This window comes from Pseudomonas sp. NFPP12, from assembly GCF_900103205.1.
Lineage (GTDB): Bacteria > Pseudomonadota > Gammaproteobacteria > Pseudomonadales > Pseudomonadaceae > Aquipseudomonas > Aquipseudomonas protegens.
In genome coordinates this window covers 200,605-226,394 of the sequence record NZ_FMWW01000003.1, presented here as the reverse complement: position 1 = coordinate 226,394, position 25,790 = coordinate 200,605, and the positions used below count along the sequence as shown (strand labels likewise).

At 66.3% G+C, this 25,790-nt stretch carries 25 protein-coding genes; 17 read left to right on the top strand and 8 right to left on the bottom strand.

Annotated elements, in window-relative coordinates:
• Positions 1-8 precede the first annotated feature (8 nt).
• Positions 9-314 (top strand): ribbon-helix-helix domain-containing protein, encoded by a 306-nt coding sequence (locus tag BLS75_RS13815; protein ID WP_041116370.1) that lies wholly within the window; start codon positions 9-11, stop codon positions 312-314.
• 133 nt (positions 315-447) lie between these two features.
• Here BLS75_RS13815 and BLS75_RS13810 read toward each other — a convergent pair whose 3' ends face one another.
• On the bottom strand, positions 448-1,449 hold the full coding sequence (locus tag BLS75_RS13810; RefSeq protein ID WP_011059702.1) for a GntR family transcriptional regulator: 1,002 nt from the start codon (positions 1,447-1,449) through the stop codon (positions 448-450).
• Between the two features lie 395 nt (positions 1,450-1,844).
• Between BLS75_RS13810 and BLS75_RS13805 the strand changes: the two genes are divergently transcribed.
• The 8 genes from BLS75_RS13805 (at position 1,845) to BLS75_RS13770 (ending at position 9,644) form a co-directional block, all read left to right on the top strand.
• On the top strand, positions 1,845-3,203 hold the full coding sequence (locus tag BLS75_RS13805; protein ID WP_072451093.1) for an amidase: 1,359 nt from the start codon (positions 1,845-1,847) through the stop codon (positions 3,201-3,203).
• A 45-nt stretch (positions 3,204-3,248) separates the two neighbouring features.
• Positions 3,249-4,130 carry a polysaccharide deacetylase family protein gene (locus BLS75_RS13800; RefSeq protein ID WP_011059704.1) on the top strand — a complete coding sequence of 294 codons (882 nt, stop codon included), beginning with the start codon at positions 3,249-3,251 and terminating at the stop codon, positions 4,128-4,130.
• A gap of 28 nt (positions 4,131-4,158) precedes the next feature.
• On the top strand, positions 4,159-5,499 hold the full coding sequence (locus BLS75_RS13795) for an MFS transporter (RefSeq protein WP_011059705.1): 1,341 nt from the start codon (positions 4,159-4,161) through the stop codon (positions 5,497-5,499).
• 12 nt (positions 5,500-5,511) lie between these two features.
• On the top strand, positions 5,512-6,273 hold the full coding sequence (locus BLS75_RS13790; protein WP_072451092.1) for an SDR family NAD(P)-dependent oxidoreductase: 762 nt from the start codon (positions 5,512-5,514) through the stop codon (positions 6,271-6,273).
• Between the two features lie 96 nt (positions 6,274-6,369).
• Positions 6,370-7,119: an SDR family NAD(P)-dependent oxidoreductase gene (locus BLS75_RS13785; protein ID WP_011059707.1), complete on the top strand. Its 750-nt coding sequence runs from the start codon at positions 6,370-6,372 to the stop codon at positions 7,117-7,119.
• Positions 7,120-7,132: 13 nt separating this feature from the next.
• On the top strand, positions 7,133-7,432 hold the full coding sequence (locus BLS75_RS13780) for a hypothetical protein (RefSeq protein ID WP_011059708.1): 300 nt from the start codon (positions 7,133-7,135) through the stop codon (positions 7,430-7,432).
• Positions 7,429-8,436 carry a CobW family GTP-binding protein gene (locus BLS75_RS13775; protein ID WP_072451091.1) on the top strand — a complete coding sequence of 336 codons (1,008 nt, stop codon included), beginning with the start codon at positions 7,429-7,431 and terminating at the stop codon, positions 8,434-8,436. Before BLS75_RS13780 ends, BLS75_RS13775 begins: the two co-directional genes overlap by 4 nt.
• Entirely contained in the window at positions 8,436-9,644 is a 1,209-nt protein-coding gene (locus BLS75_RS13770; protein WP_072451090.1) for an ABC transporter substrate-binding protein, read from the top strand. The genes BLS75_RS13775 and BLS75_RS13770 overlap by 1 nt, the downstream gene beginning before the upstream one ends.
• A gap of 3 nt (positions 9,645-9,647) precedes the next feature.
• Here BLS75_RS13770 and BLS75_RS13765 read toward each other — a convergent pair whose 3' ends face one another.
• From BLS75_RS13765 to BLS75_RS13735, 7 genes are all read right to left on the bottom strand, one after another.
• Positions 9,648-10,268, bottom strand: coding sequence for a hypothetical protein (locus BLS75_RS13765; RefSeq protein WP_072451089.1), 621 nt, complete (start codon positions 10,266-10,268; stop codon positions 9,648-9,650).
• 9 nt (positions 10,269-10,277) lie between these two features.
• On the bottom strand, positions 10,278-10,568 hold the full coding sequence (locus BLS75_RS13760; RefSeq protein WP_239690667.1) for a hypothetical protein: 291 nt from the start codon (positions 10,566-10,568) through the stop codon (positions 10,278-10,280).
• A 210-nt stretch (positions 10,569-10,778) separates the two neighbouring features.
• On the bottom strand, positions 10,779-13,340 hold the full coding sequence (locus BLS75_RS13755; protein WP_072451087.1) for a TonB-dependent receptor: 2,562 nt from the start codon (positions 13,338-13,340) through the stop codon (positions 10,779-10,781).
• A 122-nt stretch (positions 13,341-13,462) separates the two neighbouring features.
• Positions 13,463-14,425 (bottom strand): FecR family protein, encoded by a 963-nt coding sequence (locus BLS75_RS13750; RefSeq protein WP_072451086.1) that lies wholly within the window; start codon positions 14,423-14,425, stop codon positions 13,463-13,465.
• A complete protein-coding gene (locus BLS75_RS13745; RefSeq protein ID WP_072451085.1) occupies positions 14,422-14,970 on the bottom strand; it encodes an RNA polymerase sigma factor in 549 nt (182 codons plus the stop codon). The genes BLS75_RS13750 and BLS75_RS13745 overlap by 4 nt, the downstream gene beginning before the upstream one ends.
• A 253-nt stretch (positions 14,971-15,223) precedes the next feature.
• Complete coding sequence (locus BLS75_RS13740) at positions 15,224-16,807, bottom strand: rhodanese-related sulfurtransferase (RefSeq protein WP_072451084.1); 1,584 nt, start codon at positions 16,805-16,807, stop codon at positions 15,224-15,226.
• Positions 16,804-17,433 carry a cysteine dioxygenase family protein gene (locus tag BLS75_RS13735; RefSeq protein WP_011059717.1) on the bottom strand — a complete coding sequence of 210 codons (630 nt, stop codon included), beginning with the start codon at positions 17,431-17,433 and terminating at the stop codon, positions 16,804-16,806. The genes BLS75_RS13740 and BLS75_RS13735 overlap by 4 nt, the downstream gene beginning before the upstream one ends.
• 106 nt (positions 17,434-17,539) lie before the next feature.
• On the opposite strand from BLS75_RS13735, the gene BLS75_RS13730 reads away from it, so the two are divergent.
• The 8 genes from BLS75_RS13730 (at position 17,540) to BLS75_RS13695 (ending at position 25,764) form a co-directional block, all read left to right on the top strand.
• Positions 17,540-18,439, top strand: a complete 900-nt coding sequence (locus BLS75_RS13730; protein ID WP_011059718.1) for a LysR family transcriptional regulator — start codon at positions 17,540-17,542, stop codon at positions 18,437-18,439.
• A 222-nt stretch (positions 18,440-18,661) separates the two neighbouring features.
• Positions 18,662-19,483, top strand: a complete 822-nt coding sequence (locus tag BLS75_RS13725) for an ABC transporter permease (protein ID WP_015634466.1) — start codon at positions 18,662-18,664, stop codon at positions 19,481-19,483.
• 3 nt (positions 19,484-19,486) lie between these two features.
• Positions 19,487-20,266 (top strand): ABC transporter ATP-binding protein, encoded by a 780-nt coding sequence (locus BLS75_RS13720; RefSeq protein WP_011059720.1) that lies wholly within the window; start codon positions 19,487-19,489, stop codon positions 20,264-20,266.
• Positions 20,263-21,468: an acyl-CoA dehydrogenase family protein gene (locus tag BLS75_RS13715; protein WP_072451083.1), complete on the top strand. Its 1,206-nt coding sequence runs from the start codon at positions 20,263-20,265 to the stop codon at positions 21,466-21,468. The genes BLS75_RS13720 and BLS75_RS13715 overlap by 4 nt, the downstream gene beginning before the upstream one ends.
• Entirely contained in the window at positions 21,465-22,403 is a 939-nt protein-coding gene (locus BLS75_RS13710) for a D-isomer specific 2-hydroxyacid dehydrogenase family protein (RefSeq protein WP_072451082.1), read from the top strand. The genes BLS75_RS13715 and BLS75_RS13710 overlap by 4 nt, the downstream gene beginning before the upstream one ends.
• A 161-nt stretch (positions 22,404-22,564) precedes the next feature.
• The gene (locus BLS75_RS13705) at positions 22,565-23,374 is read left to right on the top strand and encodes a class II aldolase/adducin family protein (RefSeq protein ID WP_015634468.1); all 810 of its coding nucleotides are present in this window, start codon (positions 22,565-22,567) and stop codon (positions 23,372-23,374) included.
• Between the two features lie 12 nt (positions 23,375-23,386).
• Positions 23,387-24,349 (top strand): ABC transporter substrate-binding protein, encoded by a 963-nt coding sequence (locus tag BLS75_RS13700; protein ID WP_072451081.1) that lies wholly within the window; start codon positions 23,387-23,389, stop codon positions 24,347-24,349.
• A gap of 203 nt (positions 24,350-24,552) precedes the next feature.
• Complete coding sequence (locus BLS75_RS13695; RefSeq protein WP_019094807.1) at positions 24,553-25,764, top strand: dipeptidase; 1,212 nt, start codon at positions 24,553-24,555, stop codon at positions 25,762-25,764.
• Positions 25,765-25,790 lie beyond the last annotated feature (26 nt).

The following is a 25,790-nucleotide window of genomic DNA, read 5'->3' as shown; positions in this document are numbered from 1 at the left end:
GCCGCGCCATGTGCGAGCTGTACGTCAAAGCCGACCCGATTCTCTACGAATCCCGTTCCCGCTCGTTGCGCATCTGTGGCGTGGTCACGACCTTGCGCCTGGAAAACCAGTTCTGGGACATCCTCAGCGAGATCGCCGAAGTGGACGGCATGACCACCAACCAGCTGATCGCCAAGCTGTATGAGGAGGTCATGGACTACCGCGGCGAAGTGGTGAATTTCGCCTCCTTCCTGCGGGTCAGTTGCACCCGCTACCTGAGCCAGCGCCGCAGCACCGCCCCCGACCTCAGCCTGGTAAAGCGCAACGCACTGTAGCCGCTGCCGCAGGCTGCGAACGGCCCGCAGGGACGCGGGATTCTGAGGGCCGCTGGAGGTTTGGCAGGCGATCGCCAGGCAAGGTCCTGCGGACCTTTGCGCAGCCTCGCGGGCTCGGCAGCGGCTACAGGGCTCAGCTGATTTTGCTGAGGAAGCCGGGTAGTTCCGGTTCCGGGAGCACCGACAGCACTTTGAGGCGTTGCAACATGCGCTGGCGGGCGCGCTGCAGGTGTTCTCTGAGGTTCAGGGCCGCAGCGTCGTAGGCACCGTGCAGCAGCAGTTCGAGGATCAGTCGGTGCTCGGCGAGCATCGCCGGGTCGGCGCCGATGCCCAGCAGGCGGTAGAAGATCCGGTTGATGATCATCGGGCTCTGGGCCTGACGGATCAGCGCCGCCATCTTGCGGTTCTGCAAGCCACCCAGGCATTGCTGGTGCAGGTCTTCTTCCAGGCGTTCCAGGGCCTCCAGCCCACAGTGCTCGGCCTGTTGCGCCTGGGTCACCCGTTCCAGCATCTGTTCCAGGCGTTCGCGACCCAGGCCCGGCGCGCTCTGGCGCAGGGCTTCGGGTTCCAGGCAGGCGCGCAGTTCGTAGTCTTCGGTGACTTCCCGGGCGGTCAGCGGCCCGGCCAGCCATTGGGAGTAGGGTTCCTTTTCCACCAGACCGCGATCGCGCAGACGCATCAGTGCTTCGCGGACCACCGCGCGGCTGACGCCGTAGTGCTCGGCAGCAGCCTGCTCGTCGAGGCGAAAGTGACCGAAGGCGATGCAGGTGGAGAGGGCACTGCCCAGTTCTTCGTAGATCCGTTCCCCCAGGGGCCGGGTATCCACCAGTTCTTCGTCGCTGGCCAGCCCCAGGTGGGCATGGCTCAGGGGCAGGCGCAGCGGTTCGATCTCCAGGCCCTGGGGGTTGATCAGGTAGCCGCGGCCGTCAAAACGGCTGATCAGCCCTTCGCCGTGCAACAGATCGAGGGCCTTGCGCACCGGCACTCGGCTGGTGCCGAACAGTTCCGCCAGGGGCGCTTCCAGCAGCACCAGGCCCTGCAGGGCGGTGCCCTGGAGGATGGCGTCGCGCAAGACCTGACGGATCATGGCGTAGCGCGATGCGGTGCGCGGGTCCTCTGCTGACACTGCTTTCATCGGTTCCTCTAGGGGCTGTTGCCGGTGGGTGACGAGCCCGTTGCCGGGCCGCGGTGGCCGGGGATTCTCTCACAGTTGCCAAGTGTCACTGAGTGCCACGTTTGGTTGCCCCGTTCTGGGGCCGCCCTGGGTGGGTTGTTACCTTTCTGCACCAAAATGTACTTTTTAATAAAAGATACATTATTTCAATGGCAGACCCTTGGGCGAGGATTTTCTCCGTCGGTCGCCGCGCGGCCTCTGTCAGTAACCCACTCTGGCTAGCTATTACAGGCGAATCTGGGGGATTTCCCGAAAGCACGCGGTGCTCCCTGCGTTTTGAACTGGCACGGAATCTGCTCTGCATAAAATGTACATTTTAATATTTAGTACATTTTTAGATTTTTGCGGAGTGAGCCATGCCCCCTGATTCGCTGAACGACGCCACGGCCATGGCGCAAGCCTTTGCCTCGGGCCGCACCGATCCGGTCCAGGTTCTGGAGCAGGCCCTGGCGCTGGCCGAGGCAACGCCCCATGTGTTCATTTCCCTGTGCCCGGCCCGGGCCCGGCGCGAGGCTGAGGCGGCGGCTGCCCGCTGGCGGGCCGGCCAGCCGCTGAGCCTGCTGGATGGTGTGCCCCTGGCCTGGAAGGACCTGTTCGACCTGGCCGGCAGTATCACCACCGCCGCCGCCCAGGTGCGTCGCGAGGCGCCGCCGGCCAAGGTGGATGCGCCCAGCGTACGGCAGCTGTGCCGGGCCGGGCTGGTCAGCCTGGGCAAGACCAACCTCAGTGAGTTCGCCTATTCCGGGCTCGGCCTGAACCCGCACTTCGGCACTCCGATCAACCCCCACAGCGATGCCCAGCCACGGATTCCCGGTGGTTCCTCGGCAGGTTCCGCGGTGGCGGTGGCGGCCGGTATCGTGCCGATCGCCATGGGCACCGACACTGCCGGTTCGATCCGCATTCCCGCGGCCTTCAATGGCCTGGTGGGCTACCGCGCCACCTCCCTGCGCTATGACCGCGAGGGGGTGTTTCCCCTGGCCGAAAGCCTCGACAGCCTCGGGCCGCTGACCCGCAGCGTGCGCGATGCCTGGCTGATCGACGGGCTGTTGCGCGGTGGCGACCCCCGGCAATTGCCGCCGCCCCGCAGCCTGGCCGGGCAACGCTTCTGGGTCGATTCGCAAGTGCTTGACGACAGCCGTACCCAGGTTGCCGTGCGGGCCAATCTGCTGGTGGTCATCGAAAGCCTGCAACAGGCCGGGGCGCTGGTGGAGCAACGGCCGCTGCACAGCCTGCAAGCCACCCTGCAACTGATCCAGGAACAAGGCTGGCTCGGCGCCGCCGAAGCCTTCGCCCTGCACCAGCCGTTGCTCGACAGCGAGTACGCCGAACAGCTCGATCCGCGGGTGCGACGGCGCCTGGAAAGCGCCCGGCAGATGCCCGCCAGCCAGTTGCTGCGGCTGTACCAGGCGCGGCGCCAGTTGCAGCAACAGGTGCAGGACGAACTGGACGGCGCGGTGCTGATTACCCCCACCGTGGCCCATGTGGCGCCGCCCCTGGCGCCCCTGGAGCAGGACGACGAGCTCTTTGCCCGGACCAACCTGGCGACCCTGCGCCTGACCATGCCCGGCAGTTTCCTCGACATGCCCGGCGTGGCCCTGCCCAGCGGCCGCGATGCCCAGGGCTTGCCCACCGGGCTGTTGTTGAGCCTGCCCCAGGGCCATGACCGGCAACTGCTGGATGCGGCCCTGGCGCTGGAGGCGGCGTTACCGCGCTAGCTTCGACGATTTTTTTCAACCACAAGCAATCACTGGAGGCCGCTCATGGCTAAAGAAATTCTCTGTGCATTTGGTGTCGATGTGGACGCGGTGGCCGGCTGGCTCGGTTCCTACGGCGGCGAGGATTCGCCGGACGACATCTCCCGCGGCCTGTTCGCCGGCGAGGTCGGCGCGCCGCGCCTGCTCAAGCTGTTCGAGCGTTATGGCCTGCGCACCACCTGGTTCATTCCCGGCCACTCCATGGAGACCTTTCCCGAGCAGATGAAGGCGGTTGCCGAGGCCGGACACGAGATCGGCGTGCACGGCTACAGCCACGAAAACCCCATCGCCATGACCCCGGAACAGGAAGAGATCGTCCTCGACAAATCCATCGAGCTGATCACCCGGGTCACCGGCAAGCGCCCCACCGGCTACGTTGCGCCCTGGTGGGAATTCAGCAAGGTGACCAATGAGCTGCTGCTGAAAAAGGGCATCAAGTACGACCACAGCCTGATGCACAACGACTTCCATCCCTACTACGTGCGGGTCGGCGACAGCTGGACCAAGATCGACTACAGCCAGCACCCCGACACCTGGATGAAACCTTTGGTGCGGGGCCAGGAAACCGACCTGGTGGAGATCCCGGCCAACTGGTACCTGGACGACCTGCCGCCGATGATGTTCATCAAGAAGGCGCCCAACAGCCACGGTTTCGTCAACCCGCGGCATCTGGAGGAAATGTGGCGCGACCAGTTCGACTGGGTCTACCGCGAGCATGAGCACGCGGTGTTCACCATGACCATCCACCCCGACGTCTCTGGCCGCCCGCAAGTGCTGTTGATGCTCGAACGCCTGATCGAACACATCCAGAGCCATGCCGGCGTGCGCTTCGTCACCTTCGACGAGATCGCCGACGACTTTATCCGCCGCCACCCGCGCAACCGCTGACCCCGGCCACTTCATCGAGGCGTGACTGATGTCTATCTATAACAAGCTTGACCTGACTGGCTGGAAACCCCAGCAGTTGACCCCGGCCCAAGTGCGCTTCGCCACCTGGATCGCCTTCTTCGCCTGGGTGTTTGCGGTGTACGACTTCATTCTGTTTGGCACCCTGCTGCCGGAGATCGGCCGGCACTTCGGCTGGGGCGAGGTCGAGCAGGCCGAGATCGCCACCTGGGTGGCGGTGGGCACCGCGGTGGTGGCCCTGGCCATCGGGCCGCTGGTGGACAAGCTGGGCCGGCGCATGGGCATCATTTTCACCGTCAGCGGCTCGGCCATCTGCTCGGCGCTGACCGCTATCGGCGGCGCCTGGGGCAAGTCGCCGCTGATCCTGATCCGCTCCCTGGGCGGCCTGGGCTATGCCGAGGAAACGGTGAACGCCACCTACCTCAGCGAGTTGTACGCGGCATCCGACGACCCGCAACTGGCCAAGCGCCGGGGCTTCATCTACAGCCTGGTGCAGGGTGGCTGGCCGGTGGGGGCGCTGATCGCCGCCGGGTTGACCGCGGTGCTGCTGCCGATCATCGGCTGGCAAGGCTGCTTCATCTTCGCCGCGATCCCGGCCATCGTCATTGCGGTGATGGCGCGCAAGCTCAAGGAGAGCCCGCAGTTCCAGATCCACCAGCGCATCAGCCAACTGCGCAAAAGTGGTTCGGTGAGCGAGGCCCAGGCGGTGGCGCTGACCTATGGCGTGGACTATGACGAGCACAGCAAGGCCGGCCTGGCCGCGGCCTTTCGTGGCCCGGCGCGGCGCGCGACCCTGGTGATCGGCGCGGCGATCCTGCTCAACTGGGCGGCGATCCAGGTGTTCAGCGTGCTCGGCACGTCGGTGATCGTCAGCGTGCACCACATCTCCTTCGAGAACTCGCTGATCATCCTGGTGCTCTCCAACTTGGTGGGCTACTGCGGCTACCTGAGCCACGGCTGGATGGGCGACAAGATCGGCCGGCGCAATGTCATCGGCCTGGGCTGGATGCTCGGCGGCCTGTCGTTCGCCGGCATGCTCTACGGCCCGAGTAACATGCCGATGGTGGTGGGTCTCTACAGCCTGGGCCTGTTCTTCCTGATCGGCCCGTACTCGGCGGCGCTGTTCTTCATCAGCGAAAGCTTCCCTACCAGCATCCGCGCCACCGGCGGCGCGATCATCCACGCCATGGGGCCGATCGGCGCGGTGGTGGCGGGTTTCGGCGCCACCCAGGTGCTGTCCGCCGGTGGCGACTGGCAGACCTCGGCGCTGTATTTCGGCGCGCTGCCTTGTTTCCTCTCCGGTGCGCTGATGTTCGCCGCGCGCCATGTGCGTCCTGAATCCGTTCAATAAGGAAAGTTATCCATGACTCAAAAAGTCGCCGTGATCACCGGTGCCGCCAGCGGCATCGGCCAGGCCCTGGCCGTGGCCTATGCACGGGCCGGTGTGGCGGTGGTGGGCGGGTATTTCCCCGCCGACCCCCATGACCCGCAAGCCACCAGTGACCGCGTGGCCGAGGCGGGCGGGCACTGCCTGATGCTGCCCCTGGACGTGACCGACAGCGCCTCGGTGGACGCCCTGGCCGAGCAGGCCGTGGCGCACTTTGGCCGCCTCGATTACGCCGTGGCCAATGCCGGCCTGCTGCGCCGCGCACCCTTGCTGGACATGACCGACGCGGCCTGGAACGCCATGCTCGATGTGGACCTGACCGGGGTCATGCGCACCTTCCGCGCGGCGGCCAAACACATGGGTGAGGGCGGTGCCCTGGTGGCGATTTCCTCGATTGCCGGTGGCGTCTACGGCTGGCAGGACCACGCTCACTATGCAGCGGCCAAGGCCGGGGTGCCGGGGTTGTGCCGCTCGCTGGCGGTGGAACTGGCGGCCAGGGGCATTCGCTGCAACGCGGTGATCCCGGGGTTGATCGAGACCCCGCAGTCGCTGGACAGCCAGAACTCCCTGGGCCCGGAAGGCCTGGCCAAGGCGGCCCGGGCCATCCCCCTGGGCCGGGTCGGACGGGCCGATGAAGTGGCGTCGCTGGTGCGCTTTCTCACCAGCGAGGAGTCCAGCTACCTCACCGGGCAGAGCATCGTCATCGATGGCGGCCTGACGGTGCGCTGGCCGGATTGAACCCCTTCGCCAGCCAGCCGGCTCGTGCAGGCGGCTCACCGCCTCCGTAGGAGCTGGCTGGCCAGCGAACCGCACACCCTTGAAGGAGAAAGTCCCATGCAACACCTGCACAACCGCCGCGCCGTGATCACCGGCGCCGGCAGCGGTATCGGCGCCGCTATCGCCCGGGCCTACGCGGTGGCGGGAGCACGCCTGCTGCTGGCTGACCGCGACCCCGCGCGCCTGGCCGAGAGCGCCCAAGCCTGCCGCGAGCTGGGCGCTGAAGTCGTCGAATGCGTGGCCGATGTCGGCAGCGTCGAAGGGGCCCAGGCCGGAGTCGATGCCTGTGTCGAGCATTTCGGCGGTATCGATATCCTAGTGAACAATGCCGGCATGCTGACCCAGGCGCGCTGCGTCGATCTCTCCATCGAGATGTGGAACGACATGCTGCGGGTCGATCTCACCAGCGTCTTCGTCGCCAGCCAGCGGGCCTTGCCCCATATGCTGGCGCAGCGTTGGGGGCGGATCATCAACGTCGCCTCGCAGCTGGGAATCAAGGGCGGCGCCGAGCTGACCCACTACGCCGCGGCCAAGGCCGGCGTCATCGGCTTCACCAAGTCCCTGGCCCTGGAAGTGGCCAAGGACAATGTGCTGGTCAACGCCATCGCCCCGGGGCCGATCGAGACGCCGCTGGTGTCTGGCATCAGCAGCGCCTGGAAAACCGCCAAGGCCGCCGAGCTGCCCCTGGGGCGCTTCGGCCTGGCCGATGAAGTGGCGCCCACCGCGGTGCTGCTGGCCAGCGAGCCGGGGGGCAACCTGTTCGTCGGCCAGACCCTGGGCCCGAACTCCGGGGACGTCATGCCATGAAGGAGGGCTGAACATGTGCGGGTTATGCGGGCTGCTGGGCGAAGACGTGCACTGGAGCGATCCGCTGGGGGATGAACTGCCCCGGCGTCGCGAACGCTTGCGCAGAATCGCCGCGATCAACCGGGTACTGGTGCCGTTGCGGCTCAAGGTCGAAGACTTCCAGGGCTCGGCCTATCTGCTGCTGGGGGCTACCGGCCGCCAGGAACTGGCCAGCGGCCTGGAGCAGTTGTGGAGCCTGGCCGAATCCATGCTCGGCCGGCCCCTCGATCCTCTCGACCCTGTGATCCTCAAGCACCTGGAGCAACAGCCATGAGCCTGCCCCTGAACGTCATCACCGGGTTTCTCGGCAGTGGCAAGACCACCTTGCTCAACCGCCTGTTGCAGGACCAGAGCCTGGGGGACACGGCGCTGCTGATCAACGAGTTCGGCGATATCGGCATCGATCATTTGCTGGTGCAGGAGGTGGCGCCGGACACCGTGCTGCTGCCCAGCGGCTGTGTCTGCTGTTCGGTTCGCGGCGAACTGAAAGAGGCGCTGCTGGCGCTCCTGGCGCGGCGTAGCCGGGGCGAGGTTCCGGCCTTTCGCCGGGTGCTGCTGGAAACCACCGGGCTGGCCGACCCGGCGCCGATCCTGGCCACGGTGAACAACGATCCGCAATTGCGCGGGCGGGTGCACATCGGCCTGCTGGTGACCCTGGTGGATGCCAGCCACGCGGCGTTGCAGGAGCGCCTGCACCCGGAGTGGCTGGCCCAGGTGGCGGCCGCGGATCGCTTGCTGCTGAGCAAGACCGATTGTGTCGACGAAGCAACCCAGGCGGCGTTGCGCGAGCATTTGCAGCGGCTCAATCCCGGGGCGCCCCTGTTGCTGACCCAGGCGATCCAGAGTGGCGATCAGCTGTTGCTGGGGGAGGGGCTGCGCGGTGCGACGGCAGAGCGGGAAGTGGCGCGCTGGCAGTTGCAGGGGCCACTCAAAGCGGCTGCGCCACAGCATGGCGCGGCGCAAGTGTGCAGCCTGGAGTTCGAGCAAGCCCTGGATTGGGTGGGCTTCGGGGTCTGGTTGTCGATGCTGCTAAGATGCCACGGCGAACGAATTCTGCGGGTGAAAGGATTGCTCAACATCAACGCCAACCAGGCCCCCATCGTCATCCATGGCGTGCAGCATTGCCTGCACGCACCCGTGCATCTGCCCCGTTGGCCCAGTGCCGACCATCGCTCGCGGCTGGTGTTTATCCTGCGCGGGCTGGAGCCCGAACCACTGCGCCGCTCCTTCGAAGTGTTCGCCCGCAGTTTCGCCCCGGCCGCCGGGGAGGGTGCCTGATGGCGGCGACGCAATCGGTCACCCTGCGGGTGCTGGGCACCTCGGTGACCCTGCTCGAATCCCTGCGGGTGCGCGCCGAGCAGGACCTGGGCATCCGCCTGGTGTATCAGGTACACGATGTGGAGCAGGCCCAGCGCATCGCGGTGATGCAGCCGGACAGCTACGACCTCTATGACCAGTGGTTTCACAACGTCGATTTTGTCTGGCCGGCCCAGGCGATCCAGCCCATCGATACCCGGCGCATTGCCCTGTGGCACGAGATCAACGACCTGCCCAAGCGCGGGCGCCTGTCGCCGGACGATCGCCTGGGCAGTGGCAGCGTGCCCAGCGAACGGCTCTATGTGCAGCACGACGGTAGCCTGGGCAGTACGGCCAGCGAGCGCATCAGCATGCTGCCGCTGACCCACAACGCCGACAGTTTCGCCTACCGCCCGGAGCGCCTGCCGGCGGGTTTTTCCAGCGCCAACGAAAGCTGGGGCTGGCTGCTCGAGCCGGCCTGGAGCGGGCGCATTGCCTTGCAGAGCGATGCGGCGATCGGTGCCCTGGACGCCGCCCTGGCGGTGCAGGGCTGTGGCCTGGAAGCCTTCAAGGACATCGGCAACCTGAGCATCGAAGAGATCGACCGGCTGGCAGGGATCCTGGTGCGCAAGCAGCGTGAAGGGCACTTCGCGGCGTTCTGGTCGGACGATGAAGAGGCCGCGCAACTGATGCTCAGCCCGCGCATCGATATCCAGAGCCTGTGGTCGCCGACGCTGATGCGCCTGCACCGGGCGGGGGTCAAATACCGCCTGGCAGTGCCGAAGGAAGGCTACCGCGCCTGGTTCGGCGGGCTGTCGTTGTCGCGCCACGCCAAGGGCGCGGTGCTGGATGCAGCCTATGCCTACCTCAACTGGTGGCTGTCGGGCTGGCCCGGTGCGGTGATGGCACGCCAGGGCTACTACATCGGCAACCCGGCGCGTACCCGCGATCACCTGAGCAGCGCCGAGTGGGATTACTGGTACGCCGGCAAACCGGCCCGGGAAGAGTTGCCGGGCAGCGACGGCGAACCGCTGATCGATATCGGCGAGACCCGCGATGGCGGTTCCTACCAGCAGCGCATGGGGCATATCGCCGTGTGGAACTCGGTGATGGACGAGCACAACTACCTGGTGCGGCGCTGGGGGGATTTCCTGCGGGCGGGGCGGGTCGCGGGCCGGGGCAAAGGCTGAAGGTCAAAGCCCCAGGCGCGCCAGCTGGCGCAGGTCGGCGATCACCGCGGGGTTGCCGCCTTCGAGCACATCCAGGCGCATCTGCGCGATCAGCGCTTTCAGCAGCTCGGTCTGGGTCATCCGGGTGGCTTGCAGCAGGCGCGCAAGATCCTCGGCCACATAGTGGTTGACCTTCAGCGACAGGCGTTTCATGACCTGCACGGCAGGTAACTGGCGGGCCTCGGCCTGTTCGGCCAGGTACGCGGCGAAGCCGCTGTGCACTTGCTCCAGGGACGACGCCGCGGGGGCGCTGAGGTAGTAGCCGAGGAACAGTTTGCGCATCTGCACTCCGGCATCCGGGGCCACGCAGTGCATCGCCGCATCCAGTACATCGAGGTAGACCGCCGGCAGCCGCGCCTCGATGGAGGTCAATGACTGCTTGCGCGCTTCCTTGATCGCCGGTGTGGACTGGGGCGGGATGGCCACCACCGTGGCGCAGAGGTCGCAAACCCCCACCAGGATGTCCCGGGCCAGGCCATGGCCGTCGCTGAAAGGGACGTCGCGCCGCAGGTAGGTGATGCCGACGACCTGTTGGCAATGCTCGCAGAGCGCCTTGCCCCGGTCGCCTTGCAGAAAGAGTTTCATGGGATGCCCTCATCGGTGAACGCTGATGAACCACGCATCTGGCTCGATAAAGTAGAACTTGATGTACCAGCCGGCCTTTTTCAGCACGTGGACCGCGATGCCCGGGACGCTGTGGTGGGCGCTGCAACTGTGGTCCTGGCCCTTGCAGGCGCCTACGACCTGGATCAGTTGACTGGTCGAGATCTCGCCGGTGGCCAGCAGGTTCTTGACCTCGATCGAGCCGCGCGCGGCTTGCAGATAGTGGCCGCTTTGTAAGGCATTGATCAGGTCCCGCCTGACCTTCCTGAAGCCTCTGTCCATGACGTCTTCTCGGTTGTACGACAAGTGTCGTACATAATCAATGGGAAGTTGACTGAAAGCGCCCAAAGGCATTTCAGCGGTGTTCAGAGGGGAGTCGATCTTAGCCCGACGGGTGCGGGCGGCAGGGCTTGGCTAACGGCTTGCAATACATCCGTGATGGCCAACGGCTGGCCTGTTGCGGTGCGTCCGATGCACCGCAGCCAGTTGCCGTCAGAAGAAGCGGGTCACGCTGATCTTGGCGTTGCGCCCCAGGCTGGATGCGTTATCGCCGCTCAGTGGTGGGCGATAGTCACGGTTGAACATGTTGTCCAGGGTGAAGTTGACTTCGGTGCCCTTGAGGTAAGGCTGCTGGGGTTTCCAGTTGGCGAACAGGCCGTGCACGTTGTAGCGGTCGTTCTTGTACTGGTCCCAGGCGGAGTCGCCCAGGACGCTGGCCGGGCCGCTGGCATAGATGTCGCTGGGCACCCGGTCGGTCTGGCGTACCCACTGGCCCTGCCAGCCTACTTGCGCGTCCCACTGTGGAATCTTCACTCCCAGGCTGGCCACCCACTTGCGTGGCGGGATGTCCCGGGCCCAGACGTTCGGTCCCCAAGGGTTGGTGTAGGCACCTTCATGCTTGCCGGTGATCCATGAGTAGGACAGGGAGCCGAACAGGTAGGTCGAGTCGTAGAAGCTTTCCACCTCGAAGCCCTTGATGGTCAGGTCGCCGATGTTGCGATAGACCCCGATGGTCGGCTGGTTGCACACCTGGCTGATGCTCTTGCCGCTGGTGAGTTGCTCGGGGCAGCCGATCCCGAGGTTCTTCATGATTTCGTCTTTGATGGTGTTGTGGAACAGCGTGGTACGCACCTGGACGCGGTCGGCCTGGGTGAACACGTCGGAGAAGCTGGTGATGTTACCGGCGCGCAACGCGGTGATGCGTTCCGGGTCGAGGTCGCGGCTGGTGGCGGAACGGGTGGAGGCGGCCGACTGGACCTCGTACTGCTCGTCGATCACCGGCGCGCGCCAGGTCTTGCTGTAGTCGGCGAACAGGGCGAATTGCGGGGTCACTGTCCAGAACGCCGACAGCCGAGGCGACCAGCCGGTGTAGGTCTTGTCGCCGTAATCGTGGCCCGCCACCGGGTCGGGGCTGTTGTAGAACGGTGCGTCGTTCTTCTCGCCGCGGTTGCGCACATGGTCGTAGCGCAGGGACGGGGTCAGGGTGAAGTCCCCCAGGGTGATGGCGTCCTGGATGTAGAAGGCATTGTTGTCGACCTTGCCGTGGGGCATGAAGCCAGGCTGGTAGTGGCCGTAGTTGTACTTGGGTACTTCATAGGTCTTGCCCGGCATCCACATGTCCACTTCGCGAGTGTGCTTGCGGATCTGGATGCCATTGGTCAGCGCGTGTTCCAGCGGGCCGGTGCTGAAGCGGCTGGTGTTTTTCAGGGCCAGGATCTTGTCGTCATAGCCCACGGTGATCTTGCGGCCACCGGATGTAGGCTGGAAGAAGGCGTTCGGCCCGCGTTCGTCGGTCTGGTCGGTGGTGGAATCGGAGTACTTGGCCTCGAAGTCGATCCATGGATTGTCCACGGGGGTGTACTGGTACTTGGCGATCCAGGTGGTGTCGATGGTATTGCGCTGGGCCAGGAAGCGGCGGGTGGCGCCGTCATAACCGTACTTGTTGATGTCGCTCTGGCTCGGTGGCGTCGGGTAGCTCTTGGCCGAGAAGGGCGCCCAGATGTCGCTGTTGGAGCGCATGTAACTGAAGCCCAGGCGATGTTCGTCGGTCAGTTGCATGTTCAGCTTGAACAGCTCGCCTTCCATGTCCTGGGCGGTATTGGGCAGGCGCTTGGGGTTGATCGGGTAGGCGTTGCGCGGGTCGGGCTGGGCGCTGGCGATCTTCATGTCGTCGCCGTCGCGCTTGGTCCAGTAGGCCAGGGCATCGAAGCGGTGATCATCGGTACGGCCGTACACCGCGCCGGTATAGGCCTGTTCATGGCTGTTGCTGCTGTAGCCGTACTTGACCATGGCGCCGGCGTTGCGACCTTCCTGCAGCAGGTCCGGGGCGTCCTTGGTCTCCATGTGCACGGTGCCGCCGAAACCACCGTTGCCGGTCTCGGGGGAGTGCGGGCCTTTTTCCACTTCGATGCGCTTGATCAGCTCCGGCTCGATGAACACCGAACCCTGCTGGTAGCGTTCGAAGCCGCTCTTGGTGGCGCCATCAACGCTCATCGGCACGTCTTCGGCATCCCCCAGGCCCCAGATGTTGATGGTCTGGCCGCCGGGTTTGAGCGAGCCGCCCAGGCTCACGCCGGGCAGGGTGTCGATCAGGCTGACCACGTTGGTGGCCTGGTGGCGATCGATTTCCGCCTGGTTCAGGGTCGAGCGGCCGACACTCGAGGAGTCCACTTCGGTGCCGTTGCCGATCACGCTCATGGCCCCCAGTTGCAGGGCCGAACCACTGCTCAGGTTGGTGTCGGCGGGGCGCACGATGTAGGTGTTGTCGACCTTCACCAGGTTGAACCGACCGTCCTGCAGCAAGGTGCGAATCGCCTCTTCCGGGCTGTAGTCACCCTGCAGGGCCGGAGCCTTGGCGTTGCGCAGCAGTTGCTCATCGAACAGCAGCTGGATCTTCGCCTGCTGGGCGATCTGGCTCAGGGACGCGGCCAGAGGCTGCGCCGGCAACTGGAAATGCAGCGGCCCGGCGTAGGCCTGCAGGCTGAATGCCAGGCAGGCGGCGAGCAGGGTAGGGCGGGTACGGACTAACGGAACAGGCAAGAGCGCGCGAAACATGACTTCCCCCAGAGCGGCTTAAAGGCCAAAAAAGCGCTGCGTACAGATCGCAGACGGGAGGAAGACGCGGCAGTGAAAAAAAACCTCATATGCGAATGCAAAATATTCTCATATGAGTTGGATCAACGAGCCTCGAGCCTCAGCTGGCCGTCGGCCAGGGGTACGGCTTTTACCGGAATCAGCACGGGCAGTGCCTTGATCAGGGCGTCGGGGTCGTTGACATCGAGGTTGCCCGAGACCTTGTAGGCCCCCAGAGAACCCTCGGCCAGTTGCACCGGCTGGCGCCGATACAGGTTCAACTCATCCACCAGGCTGGCCAGGTCGCGGTTGCGAAAGGCCAGGTGCCCGCTGCGCCAGTCCGCGACCTCATCGCTGTCCAGGGTCTGCTGGCGCAGGGTGCCTTTGTGCAGGTCATAGGTGGCTTGCTGGCGGGCGCCGAGCAGGGTCAACTCCCCGGGCTTGCCGTCCGGGCTGAAGGCCACCTGGCCGTGGGCGACGCTGACCACCAGCTGGCGCTGGCCACGACGCACGTCGAAGGCGGTGCCCACCACCCGCACTTTGGCCGCGCCGCTGTGCACCCACAGTGGGCGCTCCTTGTCGGCGGCCACTTCCAGGTACAGCTGGCCCTGTTGCAGGTAGATATCACGCTGTTGGGCGCTGAAATCCACTTTCACCTGGGTGTTGGCGTTGACGTACAGGGTGCTGCCATCGGGCAGCTTGAAGGCGCGGGCGCCCTTTTCCTGGATCGCCACCTGCTGGATGTAGGGCCCCTGGGGCGTGCCCAGGTTGACTGCCAGCACCGCACAGAGCACCGCCGCGGCCGCCGCCAGGGCCGGGCGCCAGGGGGCGGGCTTGCGCCGGGGCAGGGGAATGGGCCGGCCCAGTTGCTGCAATTGCGCAAGATCGACCCACAGTTCTTCGAACTCGGCATAGGCCCGGGCGTGGGCCGGCTCGCTGACCCAGGCATCGAAGGCCTTGCGCGTGGCGCGGTCCGGGTCGTTGCGGTTGCGGGCGAACCAGCTGGCGGCCTCGGCGTCGATCTGCTCGCTGTCGAGGTCGTTGTGGGTGCCGGAAAAGCGGGTCATTCAGGCTGCTCCTTGCCGTTTTCTCGTTGTAGGTGCTGCTTGCAGTGCAGCAGGGCAAAGGCGATGTGTTTTTCCACCATGCTCACGGAAATGCCCATGCGCTCGGCGATCTGCGTCTGGCTCAGCCCTTCGAAGCGGTGCAGCATAAGGGCTTCGCGGCGGCGCGGCGAGAGTTGGGCGAGGACTTCTTTCAACTGTTCCAGGCGTTGCAGGCGCTGGGCCGCGGGCAGGGGCTCATGCTGCTCGTCGGCCAGGGGTTCGTTGTCCAGGCTTTGCTCGTGGTGCCCGTCCTGCTGAGCCCGGGAGCGTACCTGCTGGCGCCGCCAATGATCACGCAGCAGGTTGCGTGCCATCTGGAACAGGAAGGCCCGGGGCTGTTCGACCTGGGCCCGGTCACGGTAGTCGAGCCATTGGGTGAACACGTCCTGGGTCATGTCCGCCGCGTCGCTGGCGTTGTCCGTGCGTTTACGCAGGAAATGCAGGATGTCCGCATAGAACCCGCGAACAGAGTCCGCCGACGCAGAGTCGGGCTTGGAGCGAGACATGGATATCCTTCTTGACGACGCGGTGAGCACAAGGTCGCGAATGATATCGAGAATTATTGCTATTTGTCATCCGGGCGATTGATGATCCACCAGCACCGCCTGCGCGCCCGAAATACCCCCCCCCTTGCAGGAGCGGGCTTGCCCGCGAGGGTGCCCTTGCGAGCGATGCCCGGCCTGCGGCCTCTTCGCCGGCAAGCCGGCTCCTACAGGGCAGAGGCGGGGTCTGTAGGAGCAGGCTTGCCAGCGAAGCGGTTCAGATGACGAAGAAGCCGTGGGTGCCATCCCGGCCCAACTGCGTCACCAGGCCGAATTCCCAGTCCAGGTAGCCCTGCATGGCTTCTTTCGGGTTGTCGGTGCCTTCATAGGGGCGCCGGTAGCGGTCGATCCGGGGTGAAGCCAGTTGCTGGCGACTTTCTTCCACGGGCAGGCCGGCTTCGATCCAGGCCGCGGTGCCACCGCTGAGGAGGAACACCGGACGCTGGGTCAGGGCCTGCAGCTGCGGCACCACGAAGCGCGCCAGCAGGCTGCTGCCGCAGGTCAGGACATAGCGCTCCGGTTGTGGCAACTGGGCCAGGGCTTCCTGCAACTGGCTGGGCAATGCCCACCAGGCGCCGGGGATGTGGCGCTGCACGTAGTTGGCGCTGGCGGTGAAGTCCAGTACCAGGGTGCCGGGCTCCTGGAGCCAGGTGGCGAGGGTGCGGGGGCTGATTTCTTCGGCCGGCGAGGTGTCCGGCAGTGGCGCCTGCCAGGGGCCGCGCACGCTGAAGTCGCTGTCGCGCAGGCCGTCCAGCACCGCCACCTGCCAGCCCATCTGGGCCAGCCAGGAAGCGCTCATGTTGGCGCGCACGCCGTCGTCGTCCACCAGGACCAGGCGCGCACCGCGCACGCTGGCGAAGTGGTCGGTTTCCTGCACCAGTTGCCCACCGGGGGTGGAGCGGGCGCCGGGCAGGTGGCCAGCGGCGAATTCCTCCGGGGTGCGCACATCGAACAGGTAGCTGGTGCGCTTGGGGTCGGCCTGCCAGCGCCGCCACTGGGCCAGGTCGATGCGTGCCACGTCGGCGCGGTCGGCCACGGCCCGAGCGGCATCCTGGGCTGGGGCCCGCTGGGCCTCGTTGATGGCCTTGAAGCGCCGGCTCTGACCGTGTTCGAGCTTCTGCCCGGCCAGGGTCCAGCCGATGGTGCCATTGCGCAGTGCCGCCACCGGGTTGGGGATGCCGGCATTCACCAGGGACTGGGTGCCGATGATGCTGCGGGTGCGCCCGGCGCAATTGACCACCACCCGGGTGCGGGGATCGGGGGCCAGCTCACGCACCCGCAGCACCAGTTCGGCCCCGGGCACGCTGGTGCTGCCGGGGATGCTCATGGTCTGGTATTCGTCGAAGCGCCGGGCATCGAGCACCACCAGGTCGGCCTGCTGGTCGAGCAGTGCCTGGAGCTCCTCGGCGGCCAGGGAAGGAGTGTGGCGCTCGGCTTCCACCAGTTCGCCAAAGGCCTTGCTCGGCACGTTGACGTCCTTGAACAGCTCGCCGCCGGCGCTGCGCCAACCCTCCAGGCCGCCTGCCAGCAGGGCGACATCGCTGTAGCCCAGTTGCCGCAGGCGCGTGGCGGCGCGCTGGGCCAGCCCCTCGCCCTGGTCGTAGAGGGTGATCGGGGTGTCGCGGCGGGGGATGCGCGCATACACCTCCAGCTCCAGTTTCGACAGCGCGATGTTGGCCGCGAACAGCGGGTGGGCCTCGGCGAAGGGCGCTTCTTCACGCACATCGATCAGTGCCAGCTCCTGGCGGTCGAGTAGGGCCTGGCGGATCTGTGCCGGGCTGCGGGTCGGGAAATCGGTCATTGCAGGGGCTCCTTCGACAAGTCCCAGAGGTTAGGCAGCAAATGGTTGGAGTAGCCGGAGACAAAGGGTTTTTCCTGGCCGTCCAGGTCGTACACGGCGCGCTGCACGGCACCGATATTGGCGCCATACACATGGATGCTGACGGATACCCGATCGGCATGGGCATTGCTCACCTGATGGATGTCGCCAATGCGTGGCGACACCGCTTCCACCTGGCCCGGCACCAGGCGCAGCGGCGCGCCGGCAGGCTGCAGGCGGCCGTCGGCCAGGCGTTCGAACCCCTGGCTGTCCTCGGCGCCGCGCAGCATGCCGATCAGGCCCCAGACCCGGTGGTCGTGGATCGGTGTGCGCTGCCCAGGGCCCCAGACGAAGCTGACGATGGAGAAGCGCTGGCGCGAGTCGGCATGCAGCAGGAACTGCTGGTAGCGCTGCGGATCCGGCTGGGCGAAGGCCGCGGGCAGCCAGTCGTCCTGGCTCACCAGCTGGTGCAGCAGCGCGGCGCCCTGGTCCAGCACCCGGGCTTCATCGGGATGGCTGTCCAGCAGCTCGGCCAGAGCGGCGATAAAGTCCCGCAGGCGGGCGAAGTTGGCTGATTCGATGGCGACTGTCGTGGCGTTGTGGGGCATGGGCTCCCTCCGTGGACACAAGGCAAATGACGCGAACTACACGGGCGAGCTAAAAGGTATTATTCTTATCGAACATTTTTCCAGTCATTTATTATGCGAAAAAAGAATGAAGATAGATGATCTGAATGCGTTCGTGGCGGTAATCCGCTGCCAGACCATCAGCCAGGCGGCCGATGCCCTGCAGTTGACCCAGCCAGCCATTACCCGCCGGGTGCAGAATTTCGAGGAAGCCCTGGGGGTGGAATTGCTGGACCGCAACACCAAGCCGCTCAAGCCCACCAGCATGGGCTTGCGGGTCTATGGCCAGTGCCTGGAAGTGCTGCGCAGCATCGACGCGCTGAATGAACTGGTGGCCAATGACGGCGCCCCCAGTGGTGCCCTGCGCATCGGCGTGCCGCAGACCATCGGCGATGTGGTGCTGCTCGATGCCCTGAGCCAGTTGAAGGCGCTGTATCCGCAGTTGCAGACCTCGGTGGCCACGGGCTGGGGCAGCCACCTGTTGAGCAAGGTCGAGAACGGTGAGCTGGATGTGGTGGCGGCGCTGTTTCCCGCTGGCAAGGTCTTCCCCGAAGGGGTGGTGGGCCGTTCCCTGGGCAGCATGAACCTGGTGGTGGTGGCGGCCAAGGGCGAGGTGCGCAAGCGCTCGTGCAAACTGGCCGACTGTTACCAGCGCGGCTGGGTGCTGAACCCGGACGGCTGCGGCTTTCGTGCCGGCCTGCAACGGGCGCTGAGCGCACAGGGGCTGTCGTTGCAGATCAACCTGGAAACCTTCGGCACCGAGCTGCAACTGGGGTTGATCGCCAATGGCCTGGGCTATGGCCTGGTGCCGCTGCCGCTGCTGGAAAACAGCAGCCATCGGGACAAGCTGGAGATCGTCCCGGTCAGCGACTTCAAGCCGGTGATCGACCTGTGGCTGGTCCACCCGCGGTTCCTCGGCAACCTGCAAGAGCCGGTGAGCATGTTCGGCGAGATGGTCGCCGCCCGCGTCGGCAAGGCTGCGCCGTAGGAGCTGGCTTGCCAGCGAAGGCGCCCTCTAGGCCGGCGCAAACCTCAGGGGGCTGTTCGCCGGAAAGCCGGCTTCTTCGGATTGTTTTTGATTATTGATTTGCATGTCTTGGCAATCATTGAATGCAATTTTTGTATATTAAGTTAGAACCAAAACGAATTTCACGGACGTTTTTTATGTAGTTAGCATGGGGCTCGAACGCGCTGAAATAAGGATGTTGCGATGCCTGCGCCAGCCCCCCTCACCTCGTCCCGTCGCTGGGCCGAGCGCCCCGGATACCAGCTCCTGGGCAACCTGCTGCTGCGCCTGGTCAGCCCATTGCTGCTTCTGCTGGTGTGGGAACTGGCCTCGCGCAGCGGGCTGTTGCCGGCGCGGATCATCGCCGCTCCCAGTACCATCGGCGGCACCCTGTGGCAGATGCTCGGCAGCGGCGAACTGGCCGGGCACCTGTGGGTGTCCCTCAAGCGCGCCCTCAGTGGCCTGGCCATCGGCGTCAGCCTGGGCACGCTCCTGGCCCTGGTGGCCGGGTTGTCCCGGCGCGGCGAGCTCGCCATCGATTCCCCCATGCAGATGCTGCGCACCCTGCCGTTCCTGGCCATAGTGCCGCTGTTCATTCTCTGGTTCGGCGTGGGCGAGACGCCGAAGATCGCGCTGATCGCCCTGGGCACTACCTTTCCTATCTACCTCACGCTGTTTTCCGGCATTCGCAGCCTCGATCCCAAGCTGGTGGAGGCCGCGACCCTGCTGGGCCTCAAACGCTGGGAACTGATCGTCCACGTGATCCTGCCCGGGGCCCTGCCGGCGTTCTTCGTCGGCCTGCGCTATGCCTTCGGCATCAGTTGGCTGGGGCTGGTGGTGGTGGAGCAGATCAACGCCAGCGCCGGTATCGGCTACCTGGTCAACGACGCGCGGGACTTCATGCGCACCGACGTGATCGTCATCTGCCTCCTGGTCTACAGCGTGCTCGGCCTGGGCATCGACGGGCTGGTGCGCGGCCTTGAACGTTGCGCCCTGGCCTGGCGCCCGACCTTTATCAGGAACTGACCCATGACTCTGTCATTGCCCCAGCAGGGCCGCCTGCGCGCTGCCGTCGAATGCCGCCGGATCACCCGGCGCTTTGCCGGGCAGGCGGTGCTCGATGGCCTGGATCTGGACATCGCTCCCGGGGAGTTCGTGGCCCTCCTGGGCAGCAGCGGTTCGGGCAAGACCACCTTGCTGCGAACCCTGGCCGGGCTGGAACCCATCGACCAGGGCCAGTTGCAGGTGCCTTCGGCCATGGCCGCGGTGTTCCAGGAGCCACGGTTGATGCCCTGGAAGCGCGTGTGGCGCAACGTTGCCCTGGGCGTGCGCGGGGCCGGGGCCCGGGAGCGGGCCGAGGCAGCACTGGAGGAGGTCGGGCTGGCCCACCGGCTCAATGCCTGGCCAGGCACCTTGTCCGGCGGCGAGGCCCAGCGAGTGGCGTTGGCCCGGGCCCTGGTACGCGAGCCGCACCTGTTGCTGCTGGATGAGCCCTTCGCCGCTCTGGACGCCCTGACCCGGATCCGCATGCACCAACTGATCATCCGCCTGTGGCGGGTGCACACCCCGGCGGTGCTGCTGGTGACCCACGATGTCGACGAGGCGCTGCTGCTGGCCGATCGGGTGCTGGTGCTGGCCAACGGGCAAATCGCCGAGCAATTGCCAATCCGCCTGCCGCGTCCGCGTCAGGCCTCCACCCCAGGGTTCCAGGCACTGCGCGCGCGGTTGCTGCAACTGCTGGGTGTGGAAACCGAGGCCGAGCCGGCCGTCGACATCTCCCTTCCCTTGAGCAGGACCGCCAGCCGATGAGCCTTTCCAGCGTGCAACCGTCTCCGTCCGTGTCCCGTCCCGTCCCTGATCCAGACTCCAGCGAGTTCGCCGACCTGCTGCAGCAACTGAGTGAAGAATTCGCCGCCACCGCAGCGTACTACGACCGTCACAGCGAATTTCCCCACGCCAACCTGCAACGCCTGCACCAGCATGGCCTGCTGGCCCTGACCGTGCCCCGGGCCCTGGGCGGCAGCGAGGCGAACCTGGCCCAGGCGCGACGAGTGATAGGCGCCGTGGCCCGGGGCGAGCCTTCCACCGCGCTGGTGCTGGTGATGCAGTACCTGCAGCACACGCGCCTGCAACAGAACACGGCCTGGCCGCTGCACCTGCGCCAGCGCGTGGCCCGGGAGGCGGTGCAAGAGGGTGCCCTGATCAACGCCCTGCGGGTCGAGCCGGACCTGGGTACCCCGGCCCGGGGCGGTTTGCCGGCGACCCTGGCACGACGGGTCGAGGGCGGCTGGCTGCTCAGCGGGCGCAAGATCTACTCCACCGGCATTCCCGGGCTGACCTGGCTTGCGGTCTGGGCCCGCAGCGACGAGGCCGAGCCGCAAGTGGGTACCTGGCTGGTCCGCCGTGACAGCCCCGGGATCAGCGTCGAGGAAACCTGGGACCACCTGGGCATGCGCGCCACCGGCAGCCACGACGTGATTTTCGATGAGGTGTTCGTGCCCGAGGAACAGGCGGTGGATATCCAACCGGCCCACGTGCCCCGGCCTTCCGAGCTGGACAGCAAGGGCGTGCTCTGGCTGGCGGTGCTGCTCTCGGCCATCTACGACGGCGTGGCCCGGGCCGCCCGCGACTGGTTGCTGGGCTGGCTGGCCCAGCGTGCCCCGGCCAACCTTGGCGCACCGTTGTCGAGCCTGCCGCGCTTTCAGGAACTGATCGGGCGCATCGACGCCTTGTTGCTCAACAACCGGGTGCTGCTCGATGCCGCCGCCGAAGGGCGGATCGCCCCGGGGGAGGCGACCCAGATCAAATACCTGGTGACCAGCAACGCCATCAACGCCGTGGAGCTGGGCATCGAAGCCATCGGCAACCCCGGGCTGGCCCGGGGCAACCCCATCGAGCGGCATTACCGCGATGTGCTGTGCAGCCGCATTCATACCCCGCAGAACGACGCGATTCTCGGTGCCGTGGGGCGCGCCGCCTTTGCCTTGCCCAGCCGCGGAGCCCAGGCGTGACGCGCATCGCCAGCCAGCTCGACGAGCACTTCAATCAGCAGTTGCGCCAGTGGCTGCCGGGGGTGGAAGTATTGAGCCTGCCCCGGGGCCTGCCGTGTGGCTTGCCCGCCGATATCGAGGTGCTGCTGGCCGCGCCCCACGCCGATTTTCGCAACGCGCCAGAGCCGCCGGCGGGCTGGCCGTTTGGCCTGCGCTTCGTGCAACTGGTGACTTCGGGCCTGGATTATTTTCCTCGCTGGCTGTTCCAGGACCTGCCGGTGGCCAGTGCCCGAGGCAGCACCGCCGAAAGCATTGCCGAGTTTGCCCTGGCGGCGATCTTCGCCGCCGCCAAGCAACTGCCCCAGGTGTGGATCGAGCGCGCCGAACACTGGCAGCAACGGCCGCTGGCCGCAGTGGCCGGCAGCACCCTGGGGCTGTTCGGCTTTGGCAGCATCGCCCGCGAACTGGCGCCCAAGGCCCAGGCCCTGGGCATGCAGGTACTGGCCCTGCGGCGTTCGGCGCAGCCGTTCGAAGTGCCTGGGGTGGAGGCGGTGGCCGACCTGCAGGAGCTGTTTGCCCGCGCCGATCACCTGCTGCTGGCGGTGCCGTTGACCGAGCAGACCCGGGGCATCATTGATGCCGATGTACTGGCAGCGGCCAAGCCAGGGTTGCACCTGATCAATATCGCTCGCGGTGCGTTGATCGATCAGCCGGCGCTGTTGCAGGCCCTGGACACCGGGCGCATCGCCCTGGCCAGCCTGGACGTGGCCGACCCCGAGCCGTTGCCCGAGGGGCATCCTTTCTATCGCCACCCGGGTATTCGCCTGTCGCCCCACACCTCGGCCAATTCGCCCCGGGTCTACCTGAATATCGCGCGCCTGCTGGGGCGCAATCTCCAGCGCTGGGGCGATGGCTTACCCCTGGAAAACCCGGTGGAGATCCAGCGTGGCTACTAACGCGCGGTTCCAGCCTTGGCCGGCAGCGCTTCGTGTAGCCGCTGCCGCAGGCTGCGCACGGCCCGAAGGGGCGCCGGGGTTCTCAAGGCCGCTGAAGGTTCGGCGGGCGGTCGCCAAGCAAGGCCCAGCGGGCCTTTTCGACAATTTCAAGGAGAGCGGATATGACCGCACATTTTCGCCCCGCGGTGTATGACTTGCCCCGCGATGGCCATACGGTTTTTCGCTGGGAGCATCCGCCCCAGCAGGCCACCGTCGAGCTGGAGCGCCTGCAGCGCAAGCAGAGCCTGGCCGCGGCGTTCCGGGTGTTCGCCCGGCTGGGGTTCGACATGGGCGGCGCCGGGCATATCACGGTGCGTGACCCGGGGCGCCCGGACCATTTCTGGGTCAACCCGGTGGGGGTGTATTTCGGCCATGTACGGGTCCGCGACCTGTTGCTGGTCAACCCCGAAGGGGCGGTGATCGAAGGCGAGGGCGCGTTGAACCTGGCGGCGTTCGCCATCCATGCGGCGCTGCATGAAGCCCATCCCGAGGTGGTCGCCGCGGCCCATGCCCATTCGCTGTACGGCAAGGCCTGGTCGAGCCTGGGGCGCTTGCTCGATCCGCTGACCCAGGACGCCTGCGCTTTCTATGAAAGACACGGGCTGTTCGACAACTTTTCCGGGGTGGTGCTGGAGGCCAGCGAGGGCGCGCGGATCGCCGCCGCACTGGCGGGGCGCAAGGCGCTGATCCTGCAGAACCACGGCCTGCTCACCGTGGGTGAAACCGTCGAGGCGGCGGTGTGGCGCTTCATCGCCATGGACAACGCCGCCCAGACTCAACTGCTGGCGGAAGCTGCCGGCACCCCGCGGCCCATTCCCCATGAGGTGGCGCGCCACACCGCACGCCAGGTCGGCACCGAGTTTGGCGGCTGGTTCAGTTTCCAGCCTTACCGCGAGCGGATCGTGCGCGAAGAACCGGACTTTCTCGATTAAGGACCATTGCCCATGCAGCGTCGTCATTTTCTTCAACTCTCGACCCTGGCCGGTCTGGCCGCGGCCTTGCCGCGCCTGGGCCTGGGAGCCTCCGTGGACCTGTCCGGGGTCACCCTGAACGTCGCCACCTACAAGGGGGCGGCGCCGAGCTTCTTTGCCGAGGCGGGCATCGAGCCGCCGCCCTACAAGGTCAAGTACGCTGAGTTCACCGGCGGCAACCTGAGCTTCGAGGCCCTGGTCAGCGGCACCCTGGACATCTCGCCGATGAGCGAGATCCCGCCGATCTTCGGGATCAAGAACCACGCCCCGGTGAAGCTGATCGCGGTGCTCACCGGCGACGTCAACAACCAGGCCTTCATCGTGCCCAAGGGCTCTGCGGTGCAGTCGGTGGCCGAGCTCAAGGGCAAGCGCATCGGTTATATCCGCTCCACCAGTTCCCATTACTTTCTGCTCAAGGCGCTGAAGGAGCAGGGCCTGGGTTTTGCCGATATCGTGCCCATGGCGTTGACTGCGCAGGACGGTTTCGCCGCTTTCCAGAACGGTGCCCTGGATGCCTGGGTCAGCTTCGGCTACTTCATCCAGCTGGCGGAACTGCGGGCCGGGGCCCGGGTATTGAAGACCGGCCAGGGCTACCTGTCCGGCAACTACGTGATCGCCGCCAACCAGCAGAGCATCGCCGACCCGGCCAAGCACGCGGCGATCACCGACTACATCCTGCGCGAGTACCGCTCCTGGCAGTGGATTGCCAGCCACCCCGAGGAATGGGCGACCAGGAGCGCGCAGATTCTCGGCATGCCCCGGGAAGTGTTCCTTGCCCAGTACCGGGCCCAGAGCGGCCCGCGCCTGCTGCAACCGGTGGACGACGCAGCGGTGAAATCCCAGCAGGACGTGGCCGACCTGTTCTTCGAGGCCGGCGTACTGCCCCAGCAACTGGATGTATCCGGCCTGTGGGACCGCAGCTTCCACTGGACCTGAGCCTGTAGCCGCCGGCTTGCCGGCGAAAGGGCGATGACGCCTTCGCTGGCCAGCCAGCTCCTACGGAACACCCGACACCCCATGTAGGAGCCGGCTTGCCGGCGAAGAGGCCCTCAAGCCTTGCACTGGCCAGGATGACGCTTTCGCTGGCCAGCCAGCTCCTGCGATCCGGGGGGAAATTCTTTCATTGGCCAGGAGGCCGCATGTTTACCCGAACCTTGCTGTGCCTGGCGCTGGCCAGCCCCTGGGCCTTGGCCGACAGCCCCGCCCAAGCCCTGCACCAGCGCCTGATCGTGCTCGACAGTCACCTCGATACCCCCATGCAACTGGCCCGCCCCGGTTGGGACATCACCCAGCGCCATCGCTACCAGGACGACCTGTCCCAGGTCGATCTGCCACGGATGAAAGAGGGCGGCCTGGACGGCGGTTTCTGGGCCATTTTCACCCCCCAGGGGCCGCTCACCGCCGAAGGCCGGACCCTGGCCAGCGAACATGGGCTGGCGGTGCTGGCGCGGATCCGCGACCTGCTGGGTGCCCACCCCGATGATTTCGCCCTGGCCCTGACGGCTGGCGATGTACCGGCCATTGTCGCCCGTGGCCAGCGTGTGGTTTTCATCAGCATGGAAAACGCCCAGCCCCTGGCCGCCGATCCGGCACGCTTGCACACCTATTACCGCCAGGGCCTGCGCATGCTCGGCCTGGTGCACTCGGCCAACAACGATTTCGCCGACTCGGCCACCGCCCTGCCGCAGTGGCGCGGCCTGAGCCCGGCGGGCCGGGAGCTGGTGGCCGAGGCCAATCGCCTGGGGATATTGCTGGATGTCTCCCATGCCTCGGACCAGGTGTTCGACCAGGTCCTGGCGCTGTCGAGGGCGCCGATCATTGCCTCCCATTCCAGCAGCCGTGCAATCACCGCCCATCCACGCAACCTGGATGACCGGCGCCTGCGGCAACTGGCGGCCAGGGGCGGTGTGGTGCAGGTCAACAGCTTTCCCAGCGACCTGATCAACCTTGCGCCCAATCCCGAGCGGGACAAGGCCCTGGGGCCGTTGTACCGCGAGTTCCGTCTGGCGGCGAGCATGAGCCCGGAACAGGTGGCGGACCTGGCCGAACGCATTCGCCAGGTCGAAGCCCGCTACCCGCAGCCCAGGGCCAGCCTGGACGATTACCTGCGCCACCTGCTGCACATCCTGGAAGTGGTCGGCCCGGATCATGTGGGCATCGGCGCCGACTGGGACGGCGGTGGCGGGGTACAGGGGCTCGAAGATGTCGCGCAACTGCCACGGATTACCCAGCGCCTGTTGGCGGCGGGCTACAGCGAAGCGGACCTGGCGAAGATCTGGGGCGGCAACTTGTTGCGCGTTCTCGACGCCGCCCAGGCCGTAGGAGCCGGCTTGCCGGCGAAGGGGCGCTGATGCCGGCGCGAGCCGTGGGGCTTCTT

Excerpts from the sequence above, each read along its gene's own strand:
- BLS75_RS13815 (WP_041116370.1), top strand. The coding sequence starts at position 9 with ATGTGCGAGCTGTACGTCAAAGCCGACCCGATTCTCTACGAATCCCGT.
- BLS75_RS13810 (WP_011059702.1), bottom strand. The coding sequence starts at position 1,449 with ATGAAAGCAGTGTCAGCAGAGGACCCGCGCACCGCATCGCGCTACGCC.
- BLS75_RS13805 (WP_072451093.1), top strand. The coding sequence starts at position 1,845 with ATGCCCCCTGATTCGCTGAACGACGCCACGGCCATGGCGCAAGCCTTT.
- BLS75_RS13800 (WP_011059704.1), top strand. The coding sequence starts at position 3,249 with ATGGCTAAAGAAATTCTCTGTGCATTTGGTGTCGATGTGGACGCGGTG.
- BLS75_RS13795 (WP_011059705.1), top strand. The coding sequence starts at position 4,159 with ATGTCTATCTATAACAAGCTTGACCTGACTGGCTGGAAACCCCAGCAG.
- BLS75_RS13790 (WP_072451092.1), top strand. The coding sequence starts at position 5,512 with ATGACTCAAAAAGTCGCCGTGATCACCGGTGCCGCCAGCGGCATCGGC.
- BLS75_RS13785 (WP_011059707.1), top strand. The coding sequence starts at position 6,370 with ATGCAACACCTGCACAACCGCCGCGCCGTGATCACCGGCGCCGGCAGC.
- BLS75_RS13780 (WP_011059708.1), top strand. The coding sequence starts at position 7,133 with ATGTGCGGGTTATGCGGGCTGCTGGGCGAAGACGTGCACTGGAGCGAT.
- BLS75_RS13775 (WP_072451091.1), top strand. The coding sequence starts at position 7,429 with ATGAGCCTGCCCCTGAACGTCATCACCGGGTTTCTCGGCAGTGGCAAG.
- BLS75_RS13770 (WP_072451090.1), top strand. The coding sequence starts at position 8,436 with ATGGCGGCGACGCAATCGGTCACCCTGCGGGTGCTGGGCACCTCGGTG.
- BLS75_RS13765 (WP_072451089.1), bottom strand. The coding sequence starts at position 10,268 with ATGAAACTCTTTCTGCAAGGCGACCGGGGCAAGGCGCTCTGCGAGCAT.
- BLS75_RS13760 (WP_239690667.1), bottom strand. The coding sequence starts at position 10,568 with ATGGACAGAGGCTTCAGGAAGGTCAGGCGGGACCTGATCAATGCCTTA.
- BLS75_RS13755 (WP_072451087.1), bottom strand. The coding sequence starts at position 13,340 with ATGTTTCGCGCGCTCTTGCCTGTTCCGTTAGTCCGTACCCGCCCTACC.
- BLS75_RS13750 (WP_072451086.1), bottom strand. The coding sequence starts at position 14,425 with ATGACCCGCTTTTCCGGCACCCACAACGACCTCGACAGCGAGCAGATC.
- BLS75_RS13745 (WP_072451085.1), bottom strand. The coding sequence starts at position 14,970 with ATGTCTCGCTCCAAGCCCGACTCTGCGTCGGCGGACTCTGTTCGCGGG.
- BLS75_RS13740 (WP_072451084.1), bottom strand. The coding sequence starts at position 16,807 with ATGACCGATTTCCCGACCCGCAGCCCGGCACAGATCCGCCAGGCCCTA.
- BLS75_RS13735 (WP_011059717.1), bottom strand. The coding sequence starts at position 17,433 with ATGCCCCACAACGCCACGACAGTCGCCATCGAATCAGCCAACTTCGCC.
- BLS75_RS13730 (WP_011059718.1), top strand. The coding sequence starts at position 17,540 with ATGAAGATAGATGATCTGAATGCGTTCGTGGCGGTAATCCGCTGCCAG.
- BLS75_RS13725 (WP_015634466.1), top strand. The coding sequence starts at position 18,662 with ATGCCTGCGCCAGCCCCCCTCACCTCGTCCCGTCGCTGGGCCGAGCGC.
- BLS75_RS13720 (WP_011059720.1), top strand. The coding sequence starts at position 19,487 with ATGACTCTGTCATTGCCCCAGCAGGGCCGCCTGCGCGCTGCCGTCGAA.
- BLS75_RS13715 (WP_072451083.1), top strand. The coding sequence starts at position 20,263 with ATGAGCCTTTCCAGCGTGCAACCGTCTCCGTCCGTGTCCCGTCCCGTC.
- BLS75_RS13705 (WP_015634468.1), top strand. The coding sequence starts at position 22,565 with ATGACCGCACATTTTCGCCCCGCGGTGTATGACTTGCCCCGCGATGGC.
- BLS75_RS13700 (WP_072451081.1), top strand. The coding sequence starts at position 23,387 with ATGCAGCGTCGTCATTTTCTTCAACTCTCGACCCTGGCCGGTCTGGCC.
- BLS75_RS13695 (WP_019094807.1), top strand. The coding sequence starts at position 24,553 with ATGTTTACCCGAACCTTGCTGTGCCTGGCGCTGGCCAGCCCCTGGGCC.